The organism is Ruegeria sp. CDSC051, assembly GCF_059610665.1.
Window position 1 is genome coordinate 162,955 of the sequence record NZ_JBXWOC010000003.1, and the last position, 21,484, is coordinate 184,438.

The 21,484-nt window shown below is 54.1% G+C and carries 22 protein-coding genes and 1 pseudogene; 18 read left to right on the forward strand and 5 right to left on the reverse strand.

Annotated elements, in window-relative coordinates; all coding sequences use genetic code 11:
• The first annotated feature begins 13 nt into the window (after positions 1-13).
• The 9 genes from AC2FH0_RS09010 (at position 14) to AC2FH0_RS09050 (ending at position 11,854) form a co-directional block, all read left to right on the forward strand.
• Positions 14-757 carry an SDR family NAD(P)-dependent oxidoreductase gene (locus AC2FH0_RS09010; protein WP_271952733.1) on the forward strand — a complete coding sequence of 248 codons (744 nt, stop codon included), beginning with the start codon at positions 14-16 and terminating at the stop codon, positions 755-757.
• 18 nt (positions 758-775) lie between these two features.
• Positions 776-1,087: a cupin domain-containing protein gene (locus tag AC2FH0_RS09015; protein ID WP_281973965.1), complete on the forward strand. Its 312-nt coding sequence runs from the start codon at positions 776-778 to the stop codon at positions 1,085-1,087.
• 5 nt (positions 1,088-1,092) lie between these two features.
• Positions 1,093-2,013, forward strand: coding sequence for a sugar kinase (locus tag AC2FH0_RS09020; protein ID WP_271952738.1), 921 nt, complete (start codon positions 1,093-1,095; stop codon positions 2,011-2,013).
• Between the two features lie 31 nt (positions 2,014-2,044).
• Complete coding sequence (gene uxuA / locus AC2FH0_RS09025) at positions 2,045-3,280, forward strand: mannonate dehydratase (RefSeq protein WP_496789123.1); 1,236 nt, start codon at positions 2,045-2,047, stop codon at positions 3,278-3,280.
• Positions 3,281-3,730: 450 nt separating this feature from the next.
• Complete coding sequence (locus AC2FH0_RS09030; RefSeq protein ID WP_496690066.1) at positions 3,731-4,645, forward strand: TRAP transporter large permease; 915 nt, start codon at positions 3,731-3,733, stop codon at positions 4,643-4,645.
• Between the two features lie 389 nt (positions 4,646-5,034).
• Positions 5,035-7,062: an oxidoreductase gene (locus tag AC2FH0_RS09035; RefSeq protein WP_496692015.1), complete on the forward strand. Its 2,028-nt coding sequence runs from the start codon at positions 5,035-5,037 to the stop codon at positions 7,060-7,062.
• Between the two features lie 479 nt (positions 7,063-7,541).
• Complete coding sequence (locus AC2FH0_RS09040) at positions 7,542-8,567, forward strand: ABC transporter substrate-binding protein (RefSeq protein WP_496789124.1); 1,026 nt, start codon at positions 7,542-7,544, stop codon at positions 8,565-8,567.
• The gene (locus AC2FH0_RS09045) at positions 8,568-10,784 is read left to right on the forward strand and encodes an ABC transporter permease (RefSeq protein ID WP_496692016.1); all 2,217 of its coding nucleotides are present in this window, start codon (positions 8,568-8,570) and stop codon (positions 10,782-10,784) included. It begins immediately after the preceding gene.
• The gene (locus AC2FH0_RS09050; RefSeq protein ID WP_496690062.1) at positions 10,781-11,854 is read left to right on the forward strand and encodes an ABC transporter ATP-binding protein; all 1,074 of its coding nucleotides are present in this window, start codon (positions 10,781-10,783) and stop codon (positions 11,852-11,854) included. Before AC2FH0_RS09045 ends, AC2FH0_RS09050 begins: the two co-directional genes overlap by 4 nt.
• A gap of 575 nt (positions 11,855-12,429) precedes the next feature.
• Here the strand turns inward: AC2FH0_RS09050 and AC2FH0_RS09055 are convergent.
• From AC2FH0_RS09055 to AC2FH0_RS09070, 4 genes and pseudogenes are all read right to left on the reverse strand, one after another.
• On the reverse strand, positions 12,430-13,221 hold the full coding sequence (locus AC2FH0_RS09055) for an inositol monophosphatase family protein (protein WP_496701367.1): 792 nt from the start codon (positions 13,219-13,221) through the stop codon (positions 12,430-12,432).
• Positions 13,222-13,495: 274 nt separating this feature from the next.
• Positions 13,496-13,603: pseudogene (locus tag AC2FH0_RS09060) on the reverse strand (integrase); the annotation flags it as partial.
• Positions 13,604-13,670: 67 nt separating this feature from the next.
• Positions 13,671-13,988 carry a cupredoxin domain-containing protein gene (locus tag AC2FH0_RS09065; protein WP_496692019.1) on the reverse strand — a complete coding sequence of 106 codons (318 nt, stop codon included), beginning with the start codon at positions 13,986-13,988 and terminating at the stop codon, positions 13,671-13,673.
• A gap of 29 nt (positions 13,989-14,017) precedes the next feature.
• Positions 14,018-14,542, reverse strand: a complete 525-nt coding sequence (locus AC2FH0_RS09070) for a DUF4142 domain-containing protein (RefSeq protein WP_496789126.1) — start codon at positions 14,540-14,542, stop codon at positions 14,018-14,020.
• 139 nt (positions 14,543-14,681) lie between these two features.
• Between AC2FH0_RS09070 and AC2FH0_RS09075 the strand changes: the two genes are divergently transcribed.
• From AC2FH0_RS09075 to AC2FH0_RS09115, 9 genes are all read left to right on the forward strand, one after another.
• Positions 14,682-15,635, forward strand: a complete 954-nt coding sequence (locus AC2FH0_RS09075) for an AraC family transcriptional regulator (RefSeq protein WP_496708933.1) — start codon at positions 14,682-14,684, stop codon at positions 15,633-15,635.
• Between the two features lie 81 nt (positions 15,636-15,716).
• Positions 15,717-16,355 carry a group III truncated hemoglobin gene (locus tag AC2FH0_RS09080; protein ID WP_496789127.1) on the forward strand — a complete coding sequence of 213 codons (639 nt, stop codon included), beginning with the start codon at positions 15,717-15,719 and terminating at the stop codon, positions 16,353-16,355.
• Entirely contained in the window at positions 16,352-17,092 is a 741-nt protein-coding gene (locus tag AC2FH0_RS09085) for a DUF2189 domain-containing protein (RefSeq protein ID WP_496789129.1), read from the forward strand. Before AC2FH0_RS09080 ends, AC2FH0_RS09085 begins: the two co-directional genes overlap by 4 nt.
• Positions 17,093-17,383, forward strand: a complete 291-nt coding sequence (locus AC2FH0_RS09090; protein ID WP_496705629.1) for a TehB-like domain-containing protein — start codon at positions 17,093-17,095, stop codon at positions 17,381-17,383.
• Positions 17,373-18,992, forward strand: a complete 1,620-nt coding sequence (gene ccoN / locus AC2FH0_RS09095) for a cytochrome-c oxidase, cbb3-type subunit I (protein ID WP_496789131.1) — start codon at positions 17,373-17,375, stop codon at positions 18,990-18,992. The genes AC2FH0_RS09090 and ccoN overlap by 11 nt, the downstream gene beginning before the upstream one ends.
• Before the next feature lie 6 nt (positions 18,993-18,998).
• Positions 18,999-19,730 (forward strand): cytochrome-c oxidase, cbb3-type subunit II, encoded by a 732-nt coding sequence (gene ccoO, locus AC2FH0_RS09100; RefSeq protein ID WP_496696623.1) that lies wholly within the window; start codon positions 18,999-19,001, stop codon positions 19,728-19,730.
• A complete protein-coding gene (locus AC2FH0_RS09105) occupies positions 19,727-19,894 on the forward strand; it encodes a cbb3-type cytochrome c oxidase subunit 3 (protein ID WP_281973918.1) in 168 nt (55 codons plus the stop codon). The genes ccoO and AC2FH0_RS09105 overlap by 4 nt, the downstream gene beginning before the upstream one ends.
• Positions 19,885-20,757, forward strand: a complete 873-nt coding sequence (ccoP, locus tag AC2FH0_RS09110; RefSeq protein ID WP_496789132.1) for a cytochrome-c oxidase, cbb3-type subunit III — start codon at positions 19,885-19,887, stop codon at positions 20,755-20,757. The genes AC2FH0_RS09105 and ccoP overlap by 10 nt, the downstream gene beginning before the upstream one ends.
• A 25-nt stretch (positions 20,758-20,782) precedes the next feature.
• Positions 20,783-20,908 (forward strand): hypothetical protein, encoded by a 126-nt coding sequence (locus tag AC2FH0_RS09115; protein WP_496678063.1) that lies wholly within the window; start codon positions 20,783-20,785, stop codon positions 20,906-20,908.
• A gap of 33 nt (positions 20,909-20,941) precedes the next feature.
• On the opposite strand, the gene AC2FH0_RS09120 is transcribed toward AC2FH0_RS09115, so the two are convergent.
• On the reverse strand, positions 20,942-21,406 hold the full coding sequence (locus AC2FH0_RS09120) for an RrF2 family transcriptional regulator (RefSeq protein ID WP_281973916.1): 465 nt from the start codon (positions 21,404-21,406) through the stop codon (positions 20,942-20,944).
• Positions 21,407-21,484: the final 78 nt, after the last annotated feature.

Consider the following 21,484-nt stretch of genomic DNA (forward strand, 5'->3'; position numbering starts at 1 on the left):
AGGAAGGACCGACATGAAACTTGCAGGTAAAACCGCCATTGTAACCGGAGGAGGCCGTGATATTGGCCGCGCGGTTGCGATCAAACTCGCCTCTGAAGGCGCAAATGTTGCGATCAACTATTTTTCCAGCTCAAACGGCGCGGATGAAGCTGTTGCCGCAATCGAAGCCAACGGCGGTAAGGCGATTGCCGTGCAGGGCGACCTGAACAAGAAGGCGGATGTTGACGCGCTTGTGTATCGCACGGTCGAAACCTTTGGCGGCGTCGATATTCTGGTCAATAATGCAGGCGGTCTGATCGCCCGCAAAACCATTGCGGAAATGTCTGTTGAACATTGGGACGCCGTGATGAGCCTGAATCTGACCAGCACATTCCTGATGACGCAGGCTTGCCTGTCCAGGATGACGTCTGGAACTATCGTCAATCTCGCCAGTCAGGCCGGGCGCGATGGTGGTGGACCGGGTGCCGTCGCCTATGCCACAGCCAAGGGCGCGGTCATGACCATGACACGCGGTTTGGCAAAAGAGGTCGGCCCAGACATTCGTGTGAATGCACTTTGTCCTGGCATGATCGATACCGATTTTCACAATGTTCATACACCTGATGCTGGTCGACGCGGCTTTGAAGCCAACGCACCGCTAAAGCGTCAGGGTCATGTCGATGACGCTGCAAATCTCGTTTTATTTCTGGCCTGCGAGGACAGTGCCTTCATCACGGGCGCAAACATTGATCTCAACGGTGGCATGCTGTTTTCCTAACAAGCAAGGAGAGAACCTGTGCCCAATTTCCCGATCGTCTCTACAGGTGAACATGTCACGCGGCAGGTGCTATCTGATCATCCTGACCTCATGGTTGTTGCCTTCCGGTTTTACGCGACCGGGGCGATTGGTGCTCTACACAGCCATCCGCATGTGCAGGCGACCTATGTCGAAAGCGGTCGATTTCGGTTTACGTTGGGTGAGCACGAACAAGAGTTTGGCCCCGGTGAAAGCTTTGTCATCCCGCCCGGCCAAACCCATGGCTGCACATGCCTGGAACCTGGGACATTGGTCGACAGTTTCACGCCCCGCCGCGATGATTTTCTGTAACTGATATGCGTGTACTGGCAATCGGCGAATGCATGGCAGAACTTGCCCCATCTGAACGGTTTGGTGAATTCAAGCTTGGTTTTGCGGGCGATACCTTCAATACAGCATGGTATCTTGCACAAATCGCCGCAGATATCGACGTCAACTATCTGACGGCTGTCGGAGATGATGCGATTTCGCAGGATCTGCGGGCGTTCATGAAAGACAGCAGGATATCCGACACGCACGTCCAAGTCATTGCGGGCAAAACGATTGGGCTATATCTCATCCATCTCAGCAATGGTGAGCGCAGTTTTTCATACTGGCGCAGCGACTCTGCCGCCAGGCAACTTGCGGTCGACGAGATTGCACTCGGGCGGGCAGTTAAGGGCGCAGACTTAATCTACTTTTCTGGAATAACCCTCGCTATTCTCGATCCACAATCACGCGAAATGCTGTTCGATGCGTTGCGTCGTGCACGTGCATCCGGAACGACTGTTGCCTTTGATACAAATCTAAGACCACAGCTTTGGTCTACGCCGCAGGAAATGACAGACACAGTTATGAAAGCTGCTGCGCAATCCGATATCGTTCTGCCATCTTATGATGACGAAGCCGTATGGTTCGGGGACGGCGATTCAATTGCGACGCTGGATCGGTATGCAAAGGCTGGTGTCGATCAGATTGTCGTCAAGAACAGCGCGCAGCCTGTGGTTTTTCAAAAAGCAGGTCAACGTGGAGAGGTAGGCGTTGATCCAGCGAGGGGCATTGTCGATACCACTGCGGCAGGGGACAGTTTCAATGCAGGTGTCTTGGTAAGCGTTGTTAGGCAGGATGATTTGGCAACAGGCATACGCAAGGGGTGTCGTCTGGCAGGCCATGTCGTCCGTCACAAAGGCGCACTCGTCCCGGTTAACTTAGATCTTGGTAAGGATGAGACGGGTTAGTGATACGTCTTGATCAAGGAGTAGCAAGATCATGAAACAGACTTGGCGCTGGTTTGGTCCTTCTGATGCGATCTCCATTGGCGAAATCAGGCAAACCGGTGCAACCGGCATCGTCTCAGCCTTGCACCATGTTCCAACAGGAGAGGTTTGGTCAGTCGAGCACATCAAAGAGCGGCAGCAACAGATTGAGCAGCCCGGAGGCGTTCCATCTGGATTGACCTGGGACGTTGTTGAAAGCGTTCCGGTGTCCGAAGCGATCAAATCGCAAACCGGCCCGGTAAGGCAACACCTTGAAATGTACAAGGAAAGCCTACGTAATTTGGCCGAATGTGGCATTCACACAGTCTGCTACAACTTCATGCCAGTGCTGGATTGGACGCGCACAGACCTGAGCCATCCGCTGCCACATGGTGGGCACGCAATGCGGTTTGATCTCTTGGATTTTGTCATGTTCGATTGTTTCATCCTATGCAGGCAACGTGCGGAGCAAGATTATTCAGCGGTGATCATAGAAGCCGCACGGGCCCGGTTTACAGATCTGGGTGATGGAGATCGCCTGAAACTGTCGAACAATATCGTCGCTGGTTTGCCGGGGGCGAACGACAATTGGTCTCTTGAGGACGTGAAGCGAAACCTCGACGCATATGTTGGCGTGACGCCCGAAACCCTCCGCTCCAACCTGATTGATTTCCTTTCCGAGGTTGTTCCAACGGCCGAAGACCTCGGCGTCCGGCTCTGTTGCCATCCAGATGACCCACCTTTTCCACTGCTTGGGCTTCCACGGGTCATGTCGTCGCAAAGTGATTACGCGACCGTGTTGGATGCCGTTGAAAGCCCGGCAAACGGAGCAACGCTATGCACCGGGTCATTGGGTGTTGCCGAAAACTTCGACCCAGTATCCTTCATTGCTCAGCTCGGCCATCGGATCCACTTTGTACATCTTCGCAATACCGTGCGGGACGGTTCAAGCGACCGCAATCGCCATAGTTTTTCCGAGTCCGAACATTTGGCCGGAGACACAGATATGGTTGCAACAATTCGCGCCTTGATGGTCGAAGAAACGCGGCGCCGCAATCAGGGGCGATCAGATTATGAGATTCCCATGCGCCCGGACCATGGCCACGCTTTGCTGAACGATCTCACTCGTCCTTCCCAGCCCGGCTACCCGCTCATAGGCAGAATGCGCGGCCTCGCCGAACTGCGCGGTGTTATGCACGGTTGCACTTTGATTTCACCTGGGTCCAATGCCAATATTCGCGGCATTTAAGCGAGCGTCTGCTCCTCCGGACAGATCAGCCGGGCTTGATGATACCGGTATGTGATCAGAAGACGATAGTAACCTCTCGGCAGAAGTCCGCTTTGTCCGCAGTGCGTAAATTCAGTCCCTGATCCTTGCTGCACTCTGCATGAATAGCGGCTTTTCCCGCTGCCCGACAGCACCATACTTTACGCTACCGCAGCATTTCCCACGCCGCGAGCGCACGCAGCATGAAAACCGGACTCACAAAATGGGTTCATCGCTGACGTTCTCTGCATACACGATCAATGGCTGCTATTGGGCAAATTAAGGACCTTTACGATGCAGCAAATGCAATGGTCGGCCATTTGCGTGGTGGACTTGGGGTCGCCACGATCCTCTCCTGCACCATATTCGCAGCCATTTCCGGTTCGTCTGTAGCCACAGCACTTAACTATTGGCTCGACCGCTATCCCGCAGATGAAGCGCTTCAACTACAGCCCCAGCTATTCCTACGGTGTGATTGCAGCGGGCGGTATGCTCGGGATTCTAATTCCTCCCTCTGGGCCTCTTATTCTCTATGCCATTGTAACCGAGGCCTCGATCGGAGCTCTTTTCCTAGCCGGGTTGGTGCCGGGTATCATGATGGCTGTCATATTCGCGGTTTGGGCGATGGTCAGCGCTGGGTTTGGGGGCACAGTTGTCTCTCAACCATTTGCAGGTATGGGCGTTATTTGGTCACGTATGAGACAGTCGATCTGGGCTTTGTTGATGCCACCGGTGGTTTTGGGCGGGATCTACCTCGGAGTATTTACTGCCACTGAAGCAGCTTCTATTGGCTGCCTTTACGCGCTGTTCATCAGCGTAGTTGTTTACCGCAATTTCGGTCTGAACGACCTTTGGGTGACTGCGTTTGAGACTGTACGCACAACGGCGATGCTGTTCATGATCCTGGCTGCTGCGGCGCTGTTTGGTCACACCGTAACCATTATTCGCCTGCCCATAGAGATCGTCGAACAAGTGACGGCAATGGGCCTCAGCCCCGCCATGTTTGTCGTAGCTGTTATGCTGCTCATTCTGGTGCTGGGTATGTTTTTGGAGACCATCTCGATCATCCTGATCACGACGCCAATCGTTTTTCCTGTCATGCTGGCATTGGGGATCGATCCAATTTGGTACGGCATCCTGCTAATGATCAACCTCGAACTTGCGCTGATCACACCTCCCGTGGGGATGAATCTCTTCGTCATCAAGGGCATTGCCAAAGCCCCTTTGTACGAGGTCATTCGCGGCGCCTTGCCATATGCAGCGCTAATGCTGCTGGGCCTGATCCTCGTCTTTGCATTCCCACCTTTGTCCACGTGGCTTCCCGAGGCGGCGGGGTTCGGCGGCTAAGCAACGCGTTCATGAAACTCCTTGAGTATTACCCTTTTCATCCTTAACGCCATATCTCAATAGGATTTGACCCCATGGCTAGGGCTCGTTTGAGACACTAACCGTATACTTTCTGGGTCAGAAATGCCCGACGTTTAGGTCAGAATTGAATGACGTGATCCTCCGACTCATTGAGGTTTTGGCTGTCAATTGAGTCAAAGGTCAGTGACGTTCCACCTTTCTTGGTCTGGTCGTCATTTTGTGGATCAGTGTCGGAAACAGTGAACTCTCTCCCCGTATTTCCCAAGTAGCATAGCTTTGACAGCGAACGTTGTCAGTCACAGAAGCTGTCAAACGGGCCCGACCCGGAGCTGTTTTTAGACCGGTGTCATTACCGAAGGGAGTTGATCATGGCGAAACTACTTGATCCGTTTCAGCTCAAGCACCTGACGCTGCGCAACCGTATCGTCAGCACCTCTCACGCGCCCAATTACGTCGAAGATGGTCATCCGCGAGACCGTTACAGGCTGTATCACGAAGAAAAGGCCAAGGGTGGCGTCGCCCTGACAATGATCGGAGGATCGACAAATATCGCTGCCGACAGCCCCTCGGTATTCGGCCAGCTTTATGCCGGCGACGACAGTATCGTTCCCTGGTTTCGGAAGCTCACGGATGGCGTGCATCTGCATGGGGCCGCTATCATGTGTCAAATCACTCATATGGGACGCCGCACTGCTTGGGATGATGGGCATTGGTTGCCGGTTATTGCCCCGTCCGGCGTTCGCGAACGCGCGCACCGCGCCTTTCCCAAAGCAATGGAACAAGAGGACATTGAACGAGTGATCGGCGATTATGCCGCTGCGGCGCGACGTTGTCAGCGGGGCGGGTTCGATGGGATCGAGCTTCTGTCCCACTCGCATTTGCTGGGCCAGTTTCTGTCTCCACTCACCAACCAACGCGACGATGCCTTTGGTGGAACGTTGAAGAACCGCATGCGCCTGACCCTGCAGGTATTGGATGCGGTGCGCGCAGAGGTCGGTCCGAAGTTCATACTGTCCATGCGCATCACCGGCGATGAGTTGATTGAGGGCGGGCTGAGCGCCGAGGACTGCATTGCCGCCGCCCGGATGCTGGAAGATAGTGGCCATGTCGACCTGCTCAACATCCTGGTCGGGGCACCCTACGATGACCTTGGCCTTGCTGAATGGGTGCGTCCTATGGGTCTACCAGCCGCTCCGCATATTACTGTGGCCGGACGCATCCGCGAAGCCGTCAACCTGCCGATTCTGCATGCAGGCGGCATCGCAGACATTGCAACGGCTCGCCACGCGGTTACAGGCGGCCATGTCGATCTGGTCGGCATGACGCGCGCCCAAATGGCTGATCCTTATTTGGTGGCAAAACTGGCACGCGGGGAAGAGGATCGTATCCGTACCTGTGTTGGCCTCGGGTATTGCGTGGACCGGGTCAATCAGGGCAAGCCCGCCGTGTGCGGACACAATGCCGCCACCGGGCGGGAGCAAACTTTACCCCATGTCATTCCTGCCAGCCGCACCCGAAGGAAGGTGGTTGTCGTCGGCGGCGGACCTGGCGGGCTGGAGGCAGCGCGGGTCAGTGCCTTGCGCGGTCACGATGTGGTTTTGTTCGAGGCGTCAGATCGGCTGGGGGGGCAGCTTGTTTTGGCAGCCAAGGGCGGGACACGCAGGCAGATATGGGGTGTTGCCGATTGGTTGATTTCCGAGGTTACCACCCTTGGTGTTGATCTTCGCATGAATACCTATGTCGAGGCCGGTGACGTGCTTAGAGAAGCCCCGGAATTAGTCATTGTTGCTACCGGAGGATGGCCCGAGCCAGTATCCATTCCGGGCGGCGATCTGGCGCTCTCCAGTTGGGAGGTTCTGTCAGGAGAAGCGCGTGTCTCGGGCGAAGTTCTATTGTTCGACGAGATTGGAGACCATCCCGCGGCAGTCACTGCCGACATGTTGGCAGGCGCTGGCCACAGCGTCGAACTTGTGACCCCCGACCGGGCGATTCTGCATGACCTTGGCCCAACGACCTCTGCCGTTGCTTTGCGCGATCTGGCAGCCAACGGGGTGACCTTTACCTGCCTCCACGAACTCCGTGCTCTAAGCCAAGAGGGAAACCGGGTGTGCGCCAGCCTGCGCAATGTCTTGACCGGTGATATCACCAAGCGTCTTGTCGACCACGTGGTTGTCGAGCAAGGTCTAATCCCGACGGACGCGCTCTATCACGATCTAAAGCCAAGTTCGCGAAACCTTGGGCAGGTTGATCACAAGGCGCTGATCAATGGTTCATTCCCGTTCAGGGAAGACGAGCCGGATGGCCAGTTCTATCTGGCCCGAATTGGTGACGCGATCGCAGGCCGCAATATGCACGCCGCGATTCTCGACGCTATGCGTATTTGCTGTTCAGCCTGAGCTGCGCTTCGAGCATTTTTCATCAGTTGCGGCGAAGGCAAAGCTGTACCTCGGCCCGCATCGAAAAACCTTCAGGAAAGCAGAAGTTCGCAGCACTCGCACAGAGACCTAGTTTGCAGACGAAAAGCAGATCTTAAGTTCGAAATACGATGCTTGCTCTACGCTGGAGGAAGCGGCCGCCTCAGCAAAGGGCTGCCTAAACAATGCGACATCAAAATACGCTCCCGATACTCAAACTTGGTGCTGTAAACAGGCTTGGCGGTTCAAAACCCACCGGTGCAGAAAACCAATGCTCGTTGAATTTTCTTGCAGAACCAGCAGTACAGTGTTGAGATTGCTTCTGTCATTGGGAGGCTGGTCGGATGTTGATCTGGCCAACGCAATTAGATCAACTAGCGACTTAGAGCGACCGCCACTAGCGACGAATTGACGAGTATCGCGCTGAAAATTTCGGCACGACACATAGGGGAGGAAAGAAATTGAAAAATCTGACGACGACGCTGGCGGGATCGCTGATAGCATTTGCGGCTTCGCTAACTGCGGCCCAAGCTGAGAAGCTGACGTTTTACTGCTCGGCACAGGAAGATTGGTGTCAACTCATGGCGCGCAGTTTCGAGGATGCCACCGGCATAGACGTCAATATGACCCGCAAGTCCTCGGGCGAGACGTTTGCACAAATTCGCGCGGAAAGTTCTAACCCTAAAGGCGATGTATGGTGGGGCGGTACCGGTGATCCCCATTTGCAAGCCGCCGAAGAAGGCCTGACGATGGAATACGTGTCGCCGATGCGTGACCAGCTTCACGACTGGGCGATCTCGCAGGCTGAAAGTGCAGGTAACAAAACCATCGGAATTTATTCAGGCGCACTCGGCTACGGTTATAACTCCGACCTCTTGGCCGCGAACGGCTTGCCCGAGCCCGCATGTTGGAAAGACTTGCTGAAGCCCGAGTATAAAGGGCACGTGCAAATGGCGAACCCGAATTCCTCGGGCACCGCTTATACGACGCTTGCCTCGATGGTTCAGATATTTGGCGAAGACGACGGCTTTGAGTTCATGAAGGGCCTACATTCGAATATCAACCAATACACCAAGTCGGGTTCAGCCCCAATCAAGGCCGCCGGCCGGGGTGAGAACACCATCGGTATCGTCTTCATGCATGATGCGGTCAAGCAGGCCGTATCAGGTTTTCCGGTCAAGGTCGTGGCCCCATGCGAGGGCACAGGCTATGAGATCGGCTCGATGTCGATCATTGATGGCGCTCGAAATGAAGAAGAAGCCAAAAAGTTCTATGACTGGGCCCTCAGCCCCGAGGCCCAGAACCTTGCGCTTGAGGTTAACGCCTTCCAGGTTCCGTCCAACAAAAATTCGGAGACCTCTGAAAGCGCACCTGACATGAGCCAGATCAAGCTTATTGACTATGACTTCAAAAAGTACGGCTCGTCTGACGAACGCAAGCGTCTCTTGCAGAAATGGGACGAAGAGGTCTCAGTACTGCCACAGTAAGTGACTGACACCACACCAAAAACGAACCACCCGGTTCTGATCTTCTGGATTGTTGCCGGGTGGGTCGGATTCTGCCTGCTGCCATGGTTCATGGTGGAGGATGGCATTTGGTCATTCGTATGGCTGGTCGATGGATATCCGTTCGATGAAGATTATGCGCCTGCCGCTTTCCTGATCGGACAGGGCGAAAAGCTGTGGCTTACGCCGCTTTTGGTCCCGCTTACCTTGCCTTTGTTGATACTCGGCAAACCAAAGTCCGATCCACAATATGCACGTATCCTGATTTTGGCTGGTGCCTTGGGTTTTGGCTGGCTGATTGCGCAAGGGTTCTCAATTGGCATTCGCGGGTTCAATTTCGACTGGATGAAGGCGCTGTTCGGAGAACCGAAGATCCGCCAGTTCGGCATGGGATACGGCGCGATGATCTGCGCCACAGCGTTCCTGTTCCTTTTAACTCAGGGTATTGCGGCGCGCGGTGCCATCAACGGCGACGTTTTCGTCGTCAGTGCAATTGGCGGCGTAATCACCATTGTTACAATTTTCGTCTTCTTTCCAATTGCGAAGATGTTGTTTGCCGCCTTCGTTACCGAAGATGGTGCCTATTCAGTTTCGGTTTTTGCCTCGAAATTCTTTGATGACCGACTTTGGGGTTTGGGCTGTTTTGCCGGTGCCAAATGCGGCGCCGCGTGGAACTCTCTGTTTCTTGCAGTTCTTGTGGGCTTCATCACGACGGCACTTGGACTATGTTTTGCACTTGTCGTCACACGGTCAGGTTTTCGTTTTAAACGCGGGATGCGCGCGTTGACAGTTTTGCCGATTATCACACCGCCCTTCGTGATTGGTCTTGCACTGATCCTGCTGTTTGGGCTTTCCGGTTCGGTCACCAAATTTGTTGCTGAGATATTTGGTGTGCAGCCTACGCGCTGGCTTTATGGCATGCCCGGGGTGCTGATCGCTCAGACTCTGGCATTTACGCCGATCGCCTTTCTGGTTTTGATCGGGGTGGTCGAAGGGGTGTCACCTTCGATGGAAGAGGCCGCCCAAACCCTTCGAGCCAATCGTTGGCAAACATTCAAAACCGTGTCCCTGCCTCTGATGCGTCCCGGCCTGGCCAATGCCTTCCTGCTTGGGTTCATCGAATCCATGGCCGATTTTGGCAACCCGCTTGTTTTGGGCGGGAATTTCGATGTGCTGTCGACCGAGATTTTCTTCGCCATCGTCGGAGCGCAATACGATCAGGGCCGTGCTGCTGTTCTGGCCATGGTGCTCTTGTTCTTCACACTTTCCGCCTTCTATGCGCAGCGCGCGTGGCTGGGGAAAAAGAGTTATACCACCGTTTCCGGCAAGGGCGACGCGGGTGTGCACCCCTTGATGCCGCGCGGCCTTGCCATACCGGTTCTGGGCATTGCAATTGCCTGGGCGGTTTTCACTGCCGTGGTTTACGGGATGATCATCTATGGAAGTATCGTCGAACTGTGGGGCGTTGATAACTCGCTGACGTTCAAGCACTACGTCACAGCCTTTTCGGTTCGCTTCGAAGAAGAAGGTATTCGCTGGACCGGAGCCGCCTGGGACAGTTTCTGGACCACAATCACCATTGCTGCCATTGCCGCACCGTTGACGGCCGCCGTAGGGTTGGTCACTGCCTATCTGCTGACACGGCAAAGTTTTGCGGGAAAGAATGCGTTTGAGTTTGGTACGATGCTCTCTTTCGCCATTCCCGGCACGGTTATTGGCGTCAGCTATATCCTGGCATTCAACGTGCCCCCGATCGAGATCACTGGCACAGGTGTTATCCTTGTCGTCAGCTTTATCTTCCGCAATATGCCGGTTGGGGTTCGCGCGGGTATTGCGTCTATGTCACAATTAGACAAGTCGCTTGACGAGTCTTCGCTGACGCTCGGTGCAAATTCCTGGCAGACTTTCAGGCGGGTAATTCTTCCTCTTTTACGGCCCGCTATCCTAGCTGCGCTGGTTTACAGTTTTGTCCGGGCCATGACGGCGATTTCGGCGGTGATATTCCTTGTTTCAGCAGAGTATGACATGGCTACCAGCTACATTATCGGTCGGGTCGAAAACAACGATTACGGTCTTGCAATCGCATATTCCACAACGCTGATCTTCGTGATGTTGGCGGCAGTCGGGATGTTACAAATCCTCGTGGGCCGTGTTCAGATCGGGCGACGTACACAACTCGGGACAGAGAAAACGACATGACCGAAACGACTATAGCAAGTAAAGCCGCGCCTGTTCGTTTCGAGGGGGTTTCGAAAGTGTTCGGCAGGGATGTGGTGGCTGTCGACAGCATCGATCTACACGTCCAGGCTGGCAAGTTGGTGACGCTTTTGGGCCCTTCTGGTTGCGGCAAAACGACGACGTTGCGCATGATCGCAGGTCTGGAAATGGCGACCTCGGGCCGAATTCTGATCGGCGACCGAGACGTGACCAAATTACCCGCTACCGACCGTGACGTGTCGATGGTATTCCAATCCTACGCGCTTTTTCCTCATATGAGCGTGCTGGAAAACGTCATGTATGGGTTGACCTTTTCCGGCTTCGACAAGCGCGAGTCCCGATCGCGCGCGCTGCATGGGTTAGACTTGGTTGGCCTGAAGGGCTTCGACAACCGTTTGCCAAGTGAACTCTCCGGGGGGCAGCAACAGCGCGTTGCCGTCGCTCGTGCGTTGGTTTTGGAACCGCAGGTTTTGCTCTTTGACGAACCTCTCTCAAACCTCGATGCAAAACTGCGCCGCCAGGTGCGCGAAGATATCCGCGCCATTCAGCAAGATCTCGGTTTGACCGTCGTCTATGTGACTCACGATCAGGAAGAAGCCCTTGCCGTTTCAGATGAGATTGTCGTCATGCGCAACGCTGCCATCGCACAGATCGGCACGCCGCGTAAACTCTATGATGCGCCGGTTGACCGGTTTGTGGCCGATTTCATTGGTGAGGCTAACCTGATCAGCTGCACTATTTATTCCGTCAAAGGCGATTTAGCCACGATCGAAATCGAGGGCTATCAACACACACTCCCCTCTCGTGGCCTAACGCCTGGTCCCGCAACACTGGCCGTGCGCCCGTCACGGATATTGATTGGATCTGATATCGGCATCCCGGCCAAAGTTGCCAAGGCGACCTATGTTGGCGTGCGGATGGAGTACACTCTGGCCGGTGCCTTCGGGCAGGTATTTGCTGTGCAGGACGACGTGGACGAGCCACTGGAAATCGGCTCGGAAGTCAAAATGTCTTTTGCCGAACGTGGCCCCGTTCTGTTGCCGGAAGGGTGACGTGGGTAAACTTTTAGCCGTCTCTCACCCGGAGGTCGTCCTTGAGCCAGAGAAACCAGTCACCGAATAGGGTTTGAGTGAAATTGGCCGCGCCCGAGCCGACACATTTTCACAAAGTAAGACCATGTCTAGCGTGACAGATATCTGGTCCAGTACCGAGCGAAAAGCGTCCGATACAGACGCTATCCTTGCAAAGCCTTTGGGGCTGGTCACGAATTCCGAACCTGGGTTGGGAGAGAACGACCGAAGCACTACCGGGTTCCTTCCTCCCTCGATATTCAAGGTCCGCTGCTTACACCTTCTTCAAGGCACCCAAGTCCAGCTTCTGCAGTTGGGAAACTGCCCATGCTGCGCAACTGCGTATCGTTCGAACAGTCCTGTCAATCGTCAAAAACCACGACAGAAGAGACTTGGCCATTTTAAACCACGGCGCGGTCGGAACACCGCTTTGATGCCATCTTGCAGGGAAGAAAATCGATCGGCTGTTTGTGCAACCTGGGCAGGGCCACTTCTGGCGCGCGGATATTAAAACTCTTCAACCTGAATTCGGGTCGAGCCCGATTACCTGAACGACGTCATTCGTTCCAAGCGTCGTCGCAGATCATTTTCAAGGTCTCGAACACGGCCGGTGTGCCAGCGATCACGCGACCACCGTCCCGGATCATCCCGTCGGCGTCTTGATCCTCGATCTCGCCACCTGCTTCGGCGATCATCAACTGACCGGCGAGGCAATCCCAGGCGTTCATGTGCTCTTCAATGTACCCCAATAGACGTCCCGCCGCGACATAGGCCAGCGAAAGCGCACCGCTTGCATTGCGATGATAGAGAGCGCCACGTTCGATAAGGGCCGCAATCACCGGAATGACCTTTGATGCTTCGACCCGGTTCGAATAGCCAATTGAGACGGTTCCACTTGCAAGTTCCACGCTTGAGGCAACCTGCATGGCGTGTCCATTCAAAGTGGCACCTTCGCCTCGGACCGCCACGTAAGTTTCACCAACGTTTGGCTCGAAAATCACACCGACCTGCGTCTGACTGTCTGAGACGCCCGCTAAGACAATCGTCCAGGCCGGAATGCCATTGACGAAGTTCGTTGTCCCATCAATCGGATCGATCACCCAGTCAAAACCGCTGGAGCCAGCTTTTTCGGCGTGTTCTTCGCCATAAATCCCATCATCGGGAAAAGAGTTCATAATCTTTTGACGAATGAAGGTTTCGACGTTGCGATCCGCCTCGCTGACCCAGTCTTGTGCGCCTTTTTGATCAATGACCAAGGTGTCTCTGGAAGCAAAATACTCTAGTGCAAGCGCGCCCGCCTCTTCGGCTACCGCAACGGCGAAGTTTCTTCGTGCAATGATGTTATGCATAGGTCGGCTCGCTTCCTGCTAAATGCAACACCATCCCTAGTGGATAGGGTGTCAGAACACAAAACAGTGTTTGCCAGACAGAAATCCACTTTCTTCGAGTCACCCGAGTTTCTGTCGAAAGAATATGCCAATAAAAGCACTCATTCACTTCCGTGCAGTGAAGTCGCATATTGCTCGTGACCATCGCCGGATTTTGAGAACACTGCATCGCAGCACTTGAAGTTGCGATGACGGTCCGCATCGGGCTGCCTGCGAGAGCGGCCCAGAGATATTGTATTTCAATGGCTTCAGCAATAGCCAGGGCATCTTCAAGTTCAACACCAAGATACCTGACCGTGCTGTCCATCTTTGTGTGCCCCAACAGAAGCTGGAAGGCGCGAAGCCCAAAGCTCCATATGCTGCGCCCTGCATCATAGTCCGCTTTCGTTCAGTCGATCCAATGAGTCAAATCACATGATCACTATTGTTCCCTTCATATGTGGATGAAACGCACAGAAATATTTTGTTTCCATACCTTTAGTAACCTCAACTTTGGCGCTGACACCGTTTGGGATCTCCCCAGTGTCCCATCCGAACTCATCTGCCGTGGCCGTATGTGGCGCCAGATCTTCATTGGTCCATTGAATGGTATCACCAACAGACACGTTCAGAAGCTTTGGCGTGAATGCGAATGCTTTGATGCTGACTTCGTGGACTACTGGTTCTGCCGCCAGGGCCCGCGTTCGGGTTAAAGCGAGAACGGCCGCCGATGCGACCGCTCCAACCATTACGCGACGGCGTGAATGGGCTTTTCCCATCACTGCAGTGCCTCGACCATCATTTCGGCGTGGCCTTCATGGGCTTTAAAGATCTCAAGTCCCTGCTCGAACAGAGCCTTCACCTCGGCATTGACGATATTGGGGATCATTGTGTTCTCCACCAGATCATTCACCGCCTGGTGATAGGCCAATTCATTGGCTGCATAAGCGGCATCAAACTCTGCTCCACGCAGCTTGACGAAGCCATCGATGATCTCTTCGGCATTGGCATTCAGCGTTTGGCTGAACGCATTGTCCTGCGCTGACGCGCCCAGTTTTTCGAGCAGGCCCAAGGCCGCTTCGTTCACGGCAGTATGGTCGCGGATCATCGTGTTTGCGAATTCATGGATGTCGGGGTTCGACGACAAAGCCAGCGCCAGATAGGCATACCGAATGTCGATGTTATCGGCCGTATAGGCAATGTGAGCGTATTCGAGATCGCTCATCTCGGCGACGTCCTGCGCAGAGGCTTGAGCGCCAGTCATGGCAAGTGCCACAGCAAATGCGGAAATCAGTTTCTTCATTTTGGAGACTCCACTGAGTGTTACGATGGCAATAGGAGTAATCCGAACCGGGAAGTGAGATATATGCGGGAACGTTCGATTTTCTGTGCAGATCGTTCAAGCTACTGTACAAAAACGCCAAATACTGCCATGAAAATGCATGCTTGATTTGCTTAGCGATATCCTTACGAAACTGTCTGTTCAAGGCGCGCTCTATTTTCGAACTTCGTTGACCACCCCTTGGGGGATTGAAGTTCCCAAGTTCAATAACGTCGCCCGATTTCATTTTGCTCATAGGGGCAATTGCCTGATCGAAGTTGAAGGATATGAAAAAGTGGTGGGGCTGGAGCAGGGCGATCTGTTGATTGTTCCGCATGGCGCGTCACACAAGTTGTACTGCGCGGCTGAAACGAGAGATGCAGTTTTGCCGCTGGACACGGTCATCGAACGGTCGGGATACACTGGGACTGGGGTTCTGGTTTACGGCGGCGACGGCGATGAACGTGACACGCAACTTATCTGCGGCCATTTTTCATTCGACCCTCATGCAAAACATATACTGTTGGAACGCCTTCCACCGATCATTCACCTCAGGAATTACGGGGAATCCGCTGGAAAATGGATGGAGGCGACACTGCGCATGATCGGAGATGAGGCCGGGGGTCTTCGCCTCGGTGGCGATCTCATTGCTTTGAAGATGTCAGAAGCCATACTTGCGCAGGCCATACGTTCGTTTGTGGAAAGTGACGAATCCTCGAGGTGGGGCTTGAACGGATTCTCTGATCACCATCTGGCTCGGGCTCTTGACGCGTTTCACAAGGATCCAAGCGCATCCTGGACGATAGAAACAATGGCGCGCATTGCAGGCATGTCACGAACAAACTTTGCCGTTCAGTTTCAGAAAAAGATGGCGATGTCGCCAATGCAATACGTAACAGCTTGGCGGCTGGAGATCGCCAAACGCTGTCTTACTGACCCATCAAGTTCTGTTTCGGATGCGGCAGAACGCGCTGGATACGCATCGGATTCTGCTTTTGCACGCGTTTTCAAGAGGGAAATCGGCCTCTCACCTGCCGGCTTCCGTCGGCAAATCAGGTTATCATCGGCGCAATAAACCGGACGGGATCTGTTGCGAAGTTTTAACTTGCCACAGTGATATCTTTGCACCGGCGGACTAAGCCGACAGCTCCTTAAATTGCCGAAACGGACAGACACCGGGCGTGATTTGTCCTTTGCGGATTATGTGAACCACTTCTATTCCGTCGAGCGTTTTGCTGTGGATGTCGACGGCTGGGTAAAGATAGACCCACGCGCCTTTCCCCTTGATGTAGGTCGTACCATTCACACGATAATAGGTATTGACAATACCTATTATTGTGCGCAGATAGTGAGGCGTATCGTTAAGGTAGATCCGATGACTCGTACCATGCCAATTCGGCCACATATGTTTGACATCACAGCGGATGAAATCGCGACTTTGGTCAACCGGTTCTATGCGCGCATCAGAGTGCATCCTGATCTGGGGCCGGTATTTGACAGGGCAATCGAAGATTGGCCGGAACACGAAGAAAAGATCGCAGCCTTTTGGCGCGGCGCCATTCTACGAGAGACAGGCTATTCGGGTAACCCGATGCAGGTTCACCTGGCGAACTCTGAAATCCTGCCAGAACATTTTCGCCTGTGGCTCGACCTGTTCGAAGACACCGCAAAAAAAGCCCTTAAACCTGCAACCGCCGAAGCGTTCTCACATTTGGCCAGGAGGATCGGTAAGGGCTTGTCATTCGGAATTGAGAACTTTCGTCGAGAGGCTGACGCTCCGCCGGTGTTGTCATGACGGTCCCTGTCTATACCAAAGCTCAGGTCATCTCTGATCCTCCGGCACGCGTTGTCAAACGTTGGCTGCAGGCGGGCTGGGGCGACGTGAAACGCAACCCGGGATATTCCTTGCTTTACGGTGGTTCACTCGTAGTTCTGGGGTGGGTTTGCGTTGCGGCCCTGATGCTCAACGATCTTGGTTGGGTTTTGTTGCCTTTGCTAGCTGGCGGCGTTTTGGTCGGACCACTTGCAACGATTGGTCTTTATTCCGTAGCAAGCGGTAAAACAGGGCTCAGAGCGGCCACGGGTCAGATTACGTTGGTGGGCGTCATACTGATGGTTTTTGCCCTAATCTGGATTCGCGCGGCCACAGTTATGTTCGCCATAGTCTACGGGCTGCGCCCATTCTCAAGCTTCGCAGATACGCTGCTTTTGCTGATTACTACGTCATCAGGATGGGCGCTGTTGATCGCAGGATCATTCGTTGGGGGGCTGTTTGCGGCATTAGGGTTTGCGGTGTCAGCGTTTTCATTGCCAATGCTGATCGACCGCCAGATCGATGGCTTCTCGGCTATGGGGCTCAGCTTTAACGCCACCACTCACAACTTCAAGCTTTGCTTGTGCTGGGGAGCCATCATCACTCTTTTGACTTTGGTTGGAATACTGTCCGGGCTACTGGGTTTGGTCGTGGTGTTCCCATTGCTCGGGTACGCGACCTGGCATGCTTATGTCGAGCTTTTTCATGGAGATGCATAAATGACCGAAGCGCTTCCAAAAGGCGTGGTGCACTATGCGACCTCGCGGTTTACGCATGAGACATTGCCAGAAAAGCTGCGCAAAGATCACAGCACCAAAGCGGATGTCTGGGGTCAATTGGCTGTGCAACATGGGCAGCTTCTACTGTGCCGGGATGACAAGGATGACCTAGTTCTGGGCGCAGGGGATACTGCTGTGTTCGCACCACAGGAAACTCATTCGGTGAATCCGATTGGCGAAGTCGAGTTTGAAGTACGCTTCCACCGGCAGGAGGCGCCCGATGCAGCGTGAGAGTTTTCTTGAGGATGCTGCCGTCCTGTGTGCCCTTGCTTTGATCTTTGTCGGTGGCGTAGCCATACTTGGCTGGGGGGTTCCTACCGCCTACGTGCTGCATGGTTGGTTGATCGCAATAGCCGCTGGTTGGGGGTTGATGTGGATGATCAACCGTTTGAGCGAGGCCCCAAAGGACATCCCTTTAGAATACAATGACAAGGTCATTCGGTTTGGTGTCATCGCCGCGCTGATTTGGGCAATCATAGGGTTCACGGTTGGCGATATCCTCGCCTGGCAGTTGGCGTTTCCAGCACTGAACGGTGATATGTTCTGGTCGAACTTCGGCCGGTTGCGCCCGGTTCATACATCTGCCGTGATTTTTGGTTTTGGCGGCAACGCGTTAATCGCGACATCGTTTTATGTGGTCCAACGTACCTCGCGCGCCAGATTGGCCAGTGAATCGCTGCCCTGGATGGTGTTCTGGGGGTACAATCTGTTCATGGTCCTTGCGGCGACCGGCTACCCCTTGGGGATCACCCAATCCAAGGAATATGCCGAACCGGAATGGTATATGGATCTGGTTTTGCTGATCGTCTGGGTTGGTTATCTTGGTCTGTACCTAAAGACGCTCTCTCGCCGAGCCGAACCGCATATCTATGTGGCTAACTGGTACTACCTGGCCTTCATCGTCGTCATCGCGATGCTGCATACGGTGAACAACCTCTCGGTTCCGGTTTCCATAGCCTATCCCAAAAGCTACTCGCTGTTTTCCGGCACACAGGATGCAATGACGCAATGGTGGTATGGGCACAATGCTGTTGGCTTCCTGCTGACCGCCGGGTTCCTGGGGATGCTGTATTACTTCTTGCCCAAAGCTGTGAACCGGCCAATCTACTCTTACCGAATGTCAATTGTTGGCTTCTGGGGGATCACCTTCCTGTATCTCTGGGCTGGTTCACATCACCTTCACTACACGGCATTACCGGACTGGGTTCAGTACCTTGGCATGACCATGTCGATCATCCTGCTGGTCCCCAGCTGGGCCTCTGTGTTCAACGGAATCCTTACGATCAACGGGGCTTGGGATAAGGTCCGGACGGATCCGGCGGTCCGGTTTATGATGGTCGCGATTCTGTTCTACGGACTGTCGACATTCGAAGGGTCGTTCATGGCGATCCGTCCGGTCAATTCGCTGAGCCACTACACGGATTGGACCGTCGGCCACGTACATGCCGGCGCGTTGGGCTGGGTCGCCTTCATCACCTTTGGTGCCATGTATAAAATGGTGCCCTGGATTTGGAAACGAGATGGCGTGTATTCATTGCGGCTGGAGGCATGGCACTTCTGGCTCGCCCTGAGCGGGACGCTGATTTACGTCGGCGCTATGTGGAACAGTGGCATCACACAATCGCTGATGTGGCAGACCTATGATGCGGATGGGGCGTTTCTTTATTCCTTCCTCGACAGTGTGATCGCAATGCATCCTTACTATGTCGCCCGTGCGATCGGGGGGCTGCTGTATCTGATCGGAGCGTGCATCGGTGCATACAACATCTACATGACGGTCAGTGGGCCGCGGCAAGCCGAGACCAGGCAATCCGGACCTTTGGTCCAGCCGGCGGAGTAGCAGCCCATGAGTACACAACACCAAAAGCTCGAACGCCACTCACTTGGCTTTGCGATGGCCATCCTGCTGGTTGCATCAATCGGTGGCATTGTTGAAATCGCCCCTTTGTTCACCATCGAAAACACGGTGGAAGAAGTCGACGGCATGCGGCCCTACACTCCGCTGGAACTGGCAGGGCGCGATATTTATGTGCGCGAGGGCTGCTATGCCTGCCACAGTCAAATGATCCGCACCCTACGGTCGGACATCGAACGCTATGGGCACTACAGCCTGGCCGCCGAAAGCATGTATGACCACCCGTTCCAATGGGGCTCGAAACGTACAGGGCCGGACTTGGCGCGAGTTGGCGGTAAATACTCTGACGCATGGCATGTGGCGCATCTGGAAGCGCCACGAGAGCTGATGGAAGGCTCGATCATGCCTGGTTATGCGTTTTTGTCTGACGCGCGGCTGGAAACAGGCCACCTGCCTGCCTCTTTAAGAGCCCTTAGCCGCGCCGGGGTGCCTTACACAGATGCTCAGATCGAAAATGCGGAAAAGGATGCTGCATGGCAAGCAGATGCCGAGCAATATTATGAAGGTGAACTGCAAGAAAGTTACGGTGAAAACGTTCAGGTCAGGGATTACGACGGGCACCCGAGTGAGTTGACGGAAATGGATGCCCTTGTGGCCTATCTGCAGGTTCTTGGCACATTGGCCGATCTGGATTCGGTAGATCACGAGGAGATTAATCGATGACACATGATACCGTTCTTGTCTTCTCCAAGACCTGGGGTGCAATCTACCTGCTGGTCGTCTTCCTTGCCGCAGTTGTCTGGACCTACTGGCCCTCACGGCGAAAAGTCTACGATGACGCTGCGCAATCTCCGCTGGACCATCAGGAGGATCAGCCGTGGCGCTAAAGGAAAAGGATCCGATTTCCGGTACTGATCTGACCGGCCACGAGTGGGACGGTATCAAAGAGTTGGACACACCTGTTCCCTGGGCGGCCCGATGGGCTTTGTGGATCAGTATCATCATCGCAGCACTGTTTTGGGTGTTCTACCCATCCTTCCCAGGTGCGCGCGGCTATGCAAAAGGGCTGTTGGGGTATTCATCCCGATCAGAGGTTGTCGCAGAACTTCAGCAAGCGAATGCTGATCGTGAAATGACATTTGCGCCTTTTGCGTCACAGGATCTCGAAGAACTGGCCGCAGACCCAACACTGGAGGCAAGGTATAGCGCGTCGATTTCCAAGCTTTACGCTGACAATTGTGCCGCTTGTCACCGGAATGATCTGAAAGGGCAGCCTGGTTTTCCCAATCTGGTAGACGGACATTGGCTGTGGTCCGGCGCACCGGAAGAGGTTGAGGCGACCATACGCTATGGGATCAATGCGCAGCATGACGATACACGGATTGCACAGATGCTGGCGTTTGGCGCAGACGGCATGATCGAAAAGCAGCAGGTTGAAGAGGTTACAGAATTTGTCTTGGCCCTCTCTGGAAAGCAGCATGATGCGACGGCGGCTGGCGCCGGTAGATTGATCTTCGAAGAAAACTGCGCGGCCTGTCATGGCGGTGACGGGCGCGGGGGCTATGAAATCGGCGCGCCCGATCTGGGTGATGAACGCTGGATCTATGGAGGCGACCGGGATGAGATTTACCATAGCATTTATCACGGTCGGCAAGGTGTAATGCCTGCGTGGGAAGGACGTCTGAGCGACGCCCAGATTCGAATGCTCACGTTGTATCTACTGTGGAATGCAGAAGATGCACCAAGTTGAAGAAAATCCACGATTCCGAAGGGCAATGTATCTGATGATACTGGCCCTTCTGGTCGGCTACATCGGGTTCAAGGCATGGCACCTTTCCGTGGCTTTCGAGGCATGGGAAGGACAGGCGATTGTAAAGGCTGTGCCTGGCGCGGCCAAGTAACAATCAAATTATTATAGGACTACAGTTTGCGTATTAATCGCTTGATGCCAGCGCATGACTGACTTCCAACGCTCGGATCAGGTTTTTCATGCCACGGTTCCCTTCCAATACGTCCTGTAAAGTCTTGGTGTCCAAGGCAGCAAAAAACGCCTCCTGAGCTTCGTTCAGAATTGGCAACAATCCACAAGCGGGCGTCATTACACAACAGCCGCCGTCTTCCTTCATGCATTCCACCAAAGGTGTGCCGCGTTCGGATTTTCGTAGTAGGCCGCCAATCGATATCGCATTGGGAGGTAGGGCCATACGCATACCACCGTTGCGCCCACGCATGGATTCTACATAGCCCTCGTGTGTAAGCCACTGCGAGATCTTGGCCAGGTGATTAAAGGGCAAGTTTTGCATAGCCGCGATCTCACGCGTCGACATCAACCCTTCTTCGTGGGTGGCAAGATGGATCAGGATGCGCAGGGCATAGTCGGAGAACTTGGTAATTTGCATAGTTATTCTTCCCATAAAAAATAGGCTTTGAAAATGCCTATTTTATTGACATCTTTTTCTTACCTTTATAATGGGTAT

What these genes read in the sequence shown, in the direction of transcription:
- AC2FH0_RS09010 (WP_271952733.1), top strand. Translation starts at nt 14, where the DNA reads ATGAAACTTGCAGGTAAAACCGCCATTGTAACCGGAGGAGGCCGTGAT.
- AC2FH0_RS09020 (WP_271952738.1), top strand. Translation starts at nt 1,093, where the DNA reads ATGCGTGTACTGGCAATCGGCGAATGCATGGCAGAACTTGCCCCATCT.
- uxuA (WP_496789123.1), top strand. Translation starts at nt 2,045, where the DNA reads ATGAAACAGACTTGGCGCTGGTTTGGTCCTTCTGATGCGATCTCCATT.
- AC2FH0_RS09030 (WP_496690066.1), top strand. Translation starts at nt 3,731, where the DNA reads ATGAAGCGCTTCAACTACAGCCCCAGCTATTCCTACGGTGTGATTGCA.
- AC2FH0_RS09035 (WP_496692015.1), top strand. Translation starts at nt 5,035, where the DNA reads ATGGCGAAACTACTTGATCCGTTTCAGCTCAAGCACCTGACGCTGCGC.
- AC2FH0_RS09050 (WP_496690062.1), top strand. Translation starts at nt 10,781, where the DNA reads ATGACCGAAACGACTATAGCAAGTAAAGCCGCGCCTGTTCGTTTCGAG.
- AC2FH0_RS09055 (WP_496701367.1), bottom strand. Translation starts at nt 13,221, where the DNA reads ATGCATAACATCATTGCACGAAGAAACTTCGCCGTTGCGGTAGCCGAA.
- AC2FH0_RS09065 (WP_496692019.1), bottom strand. Translation starts at nt 13,988, where the DNA reads ATGGTTGGAGCGGTCGCATCGGCGGCCGTTCTCGCTTTAACCCGAACG.
- AC2FH0_RS09070 (WP_496789126.1), bottom strand. Translation starts at nt 14,542, where the DNA reads ATGAAGAAACTGATTTCCGCATTTGCTGTGGCACTTGCCATGACTGGC.
- AC2FH0_RS09075 (WP_496708933.1), top strand. Translation starts at nt 14,682, where the DNA reads ATGCTTGATTTGCTTAGCGATATCCTTACGAAACTGTCTGTTCAAGGC.
- AC2FH0_RS09085 (WP_496789129.1), top strand. Translation starts at nt 16,352, where the DNA reads ATGACGGTCCCTGTCTATACCAAAGCTCAGGTCATCTCTGATCCTCCG.
- AC2FH0_RS09090 (WP_496705629.1), top strand. Translation starts at nt 17,093, where the DNA reads ATGACCGAAGCGCTTCCAAAAGGCGTGGTGCACTATGCGACCTCGCGG.
- ccoN (WP_496789131.1), top strand. Translation starts at nt 17,373, where the DNA reads ATGCAGCGTGAGAGTTTTCTTGAGGATGCTGCCGTCCTGTGTGCCCTT.
- ccoO (WP_496696623.1), top strand. Translation starts at nt 18,999, where the DNA reads ATGAGTACACAACACCAAAAGCTCGAACGCCACTCACTTGGCTTTGCG.
- AC2FH0_RS09105 (WP_281973918.1), top strand. Translation starts at nt 19,727, where the DNA reads ATGACACATGATACCGTTCTTGTCTTCTCCAAGACCTGGGGTGCAATC.
- AC2FH0_RS09115 (WP_496678063.1), top strand. Translation starts at nt 20,783, where the DNA reads ATGTATCTGATGATACTGGCCCTTCTGGTCGGCTACATCGGGTTCAAG.
- AC2FH0_RS09120 (WP_281973916.1), bottom strand. Translation starts at nt 21,406, where the DNA reads ATGCAAATTACCAAGTTCTCCGACTATGCCCTGCGCATCCTGATCCAT.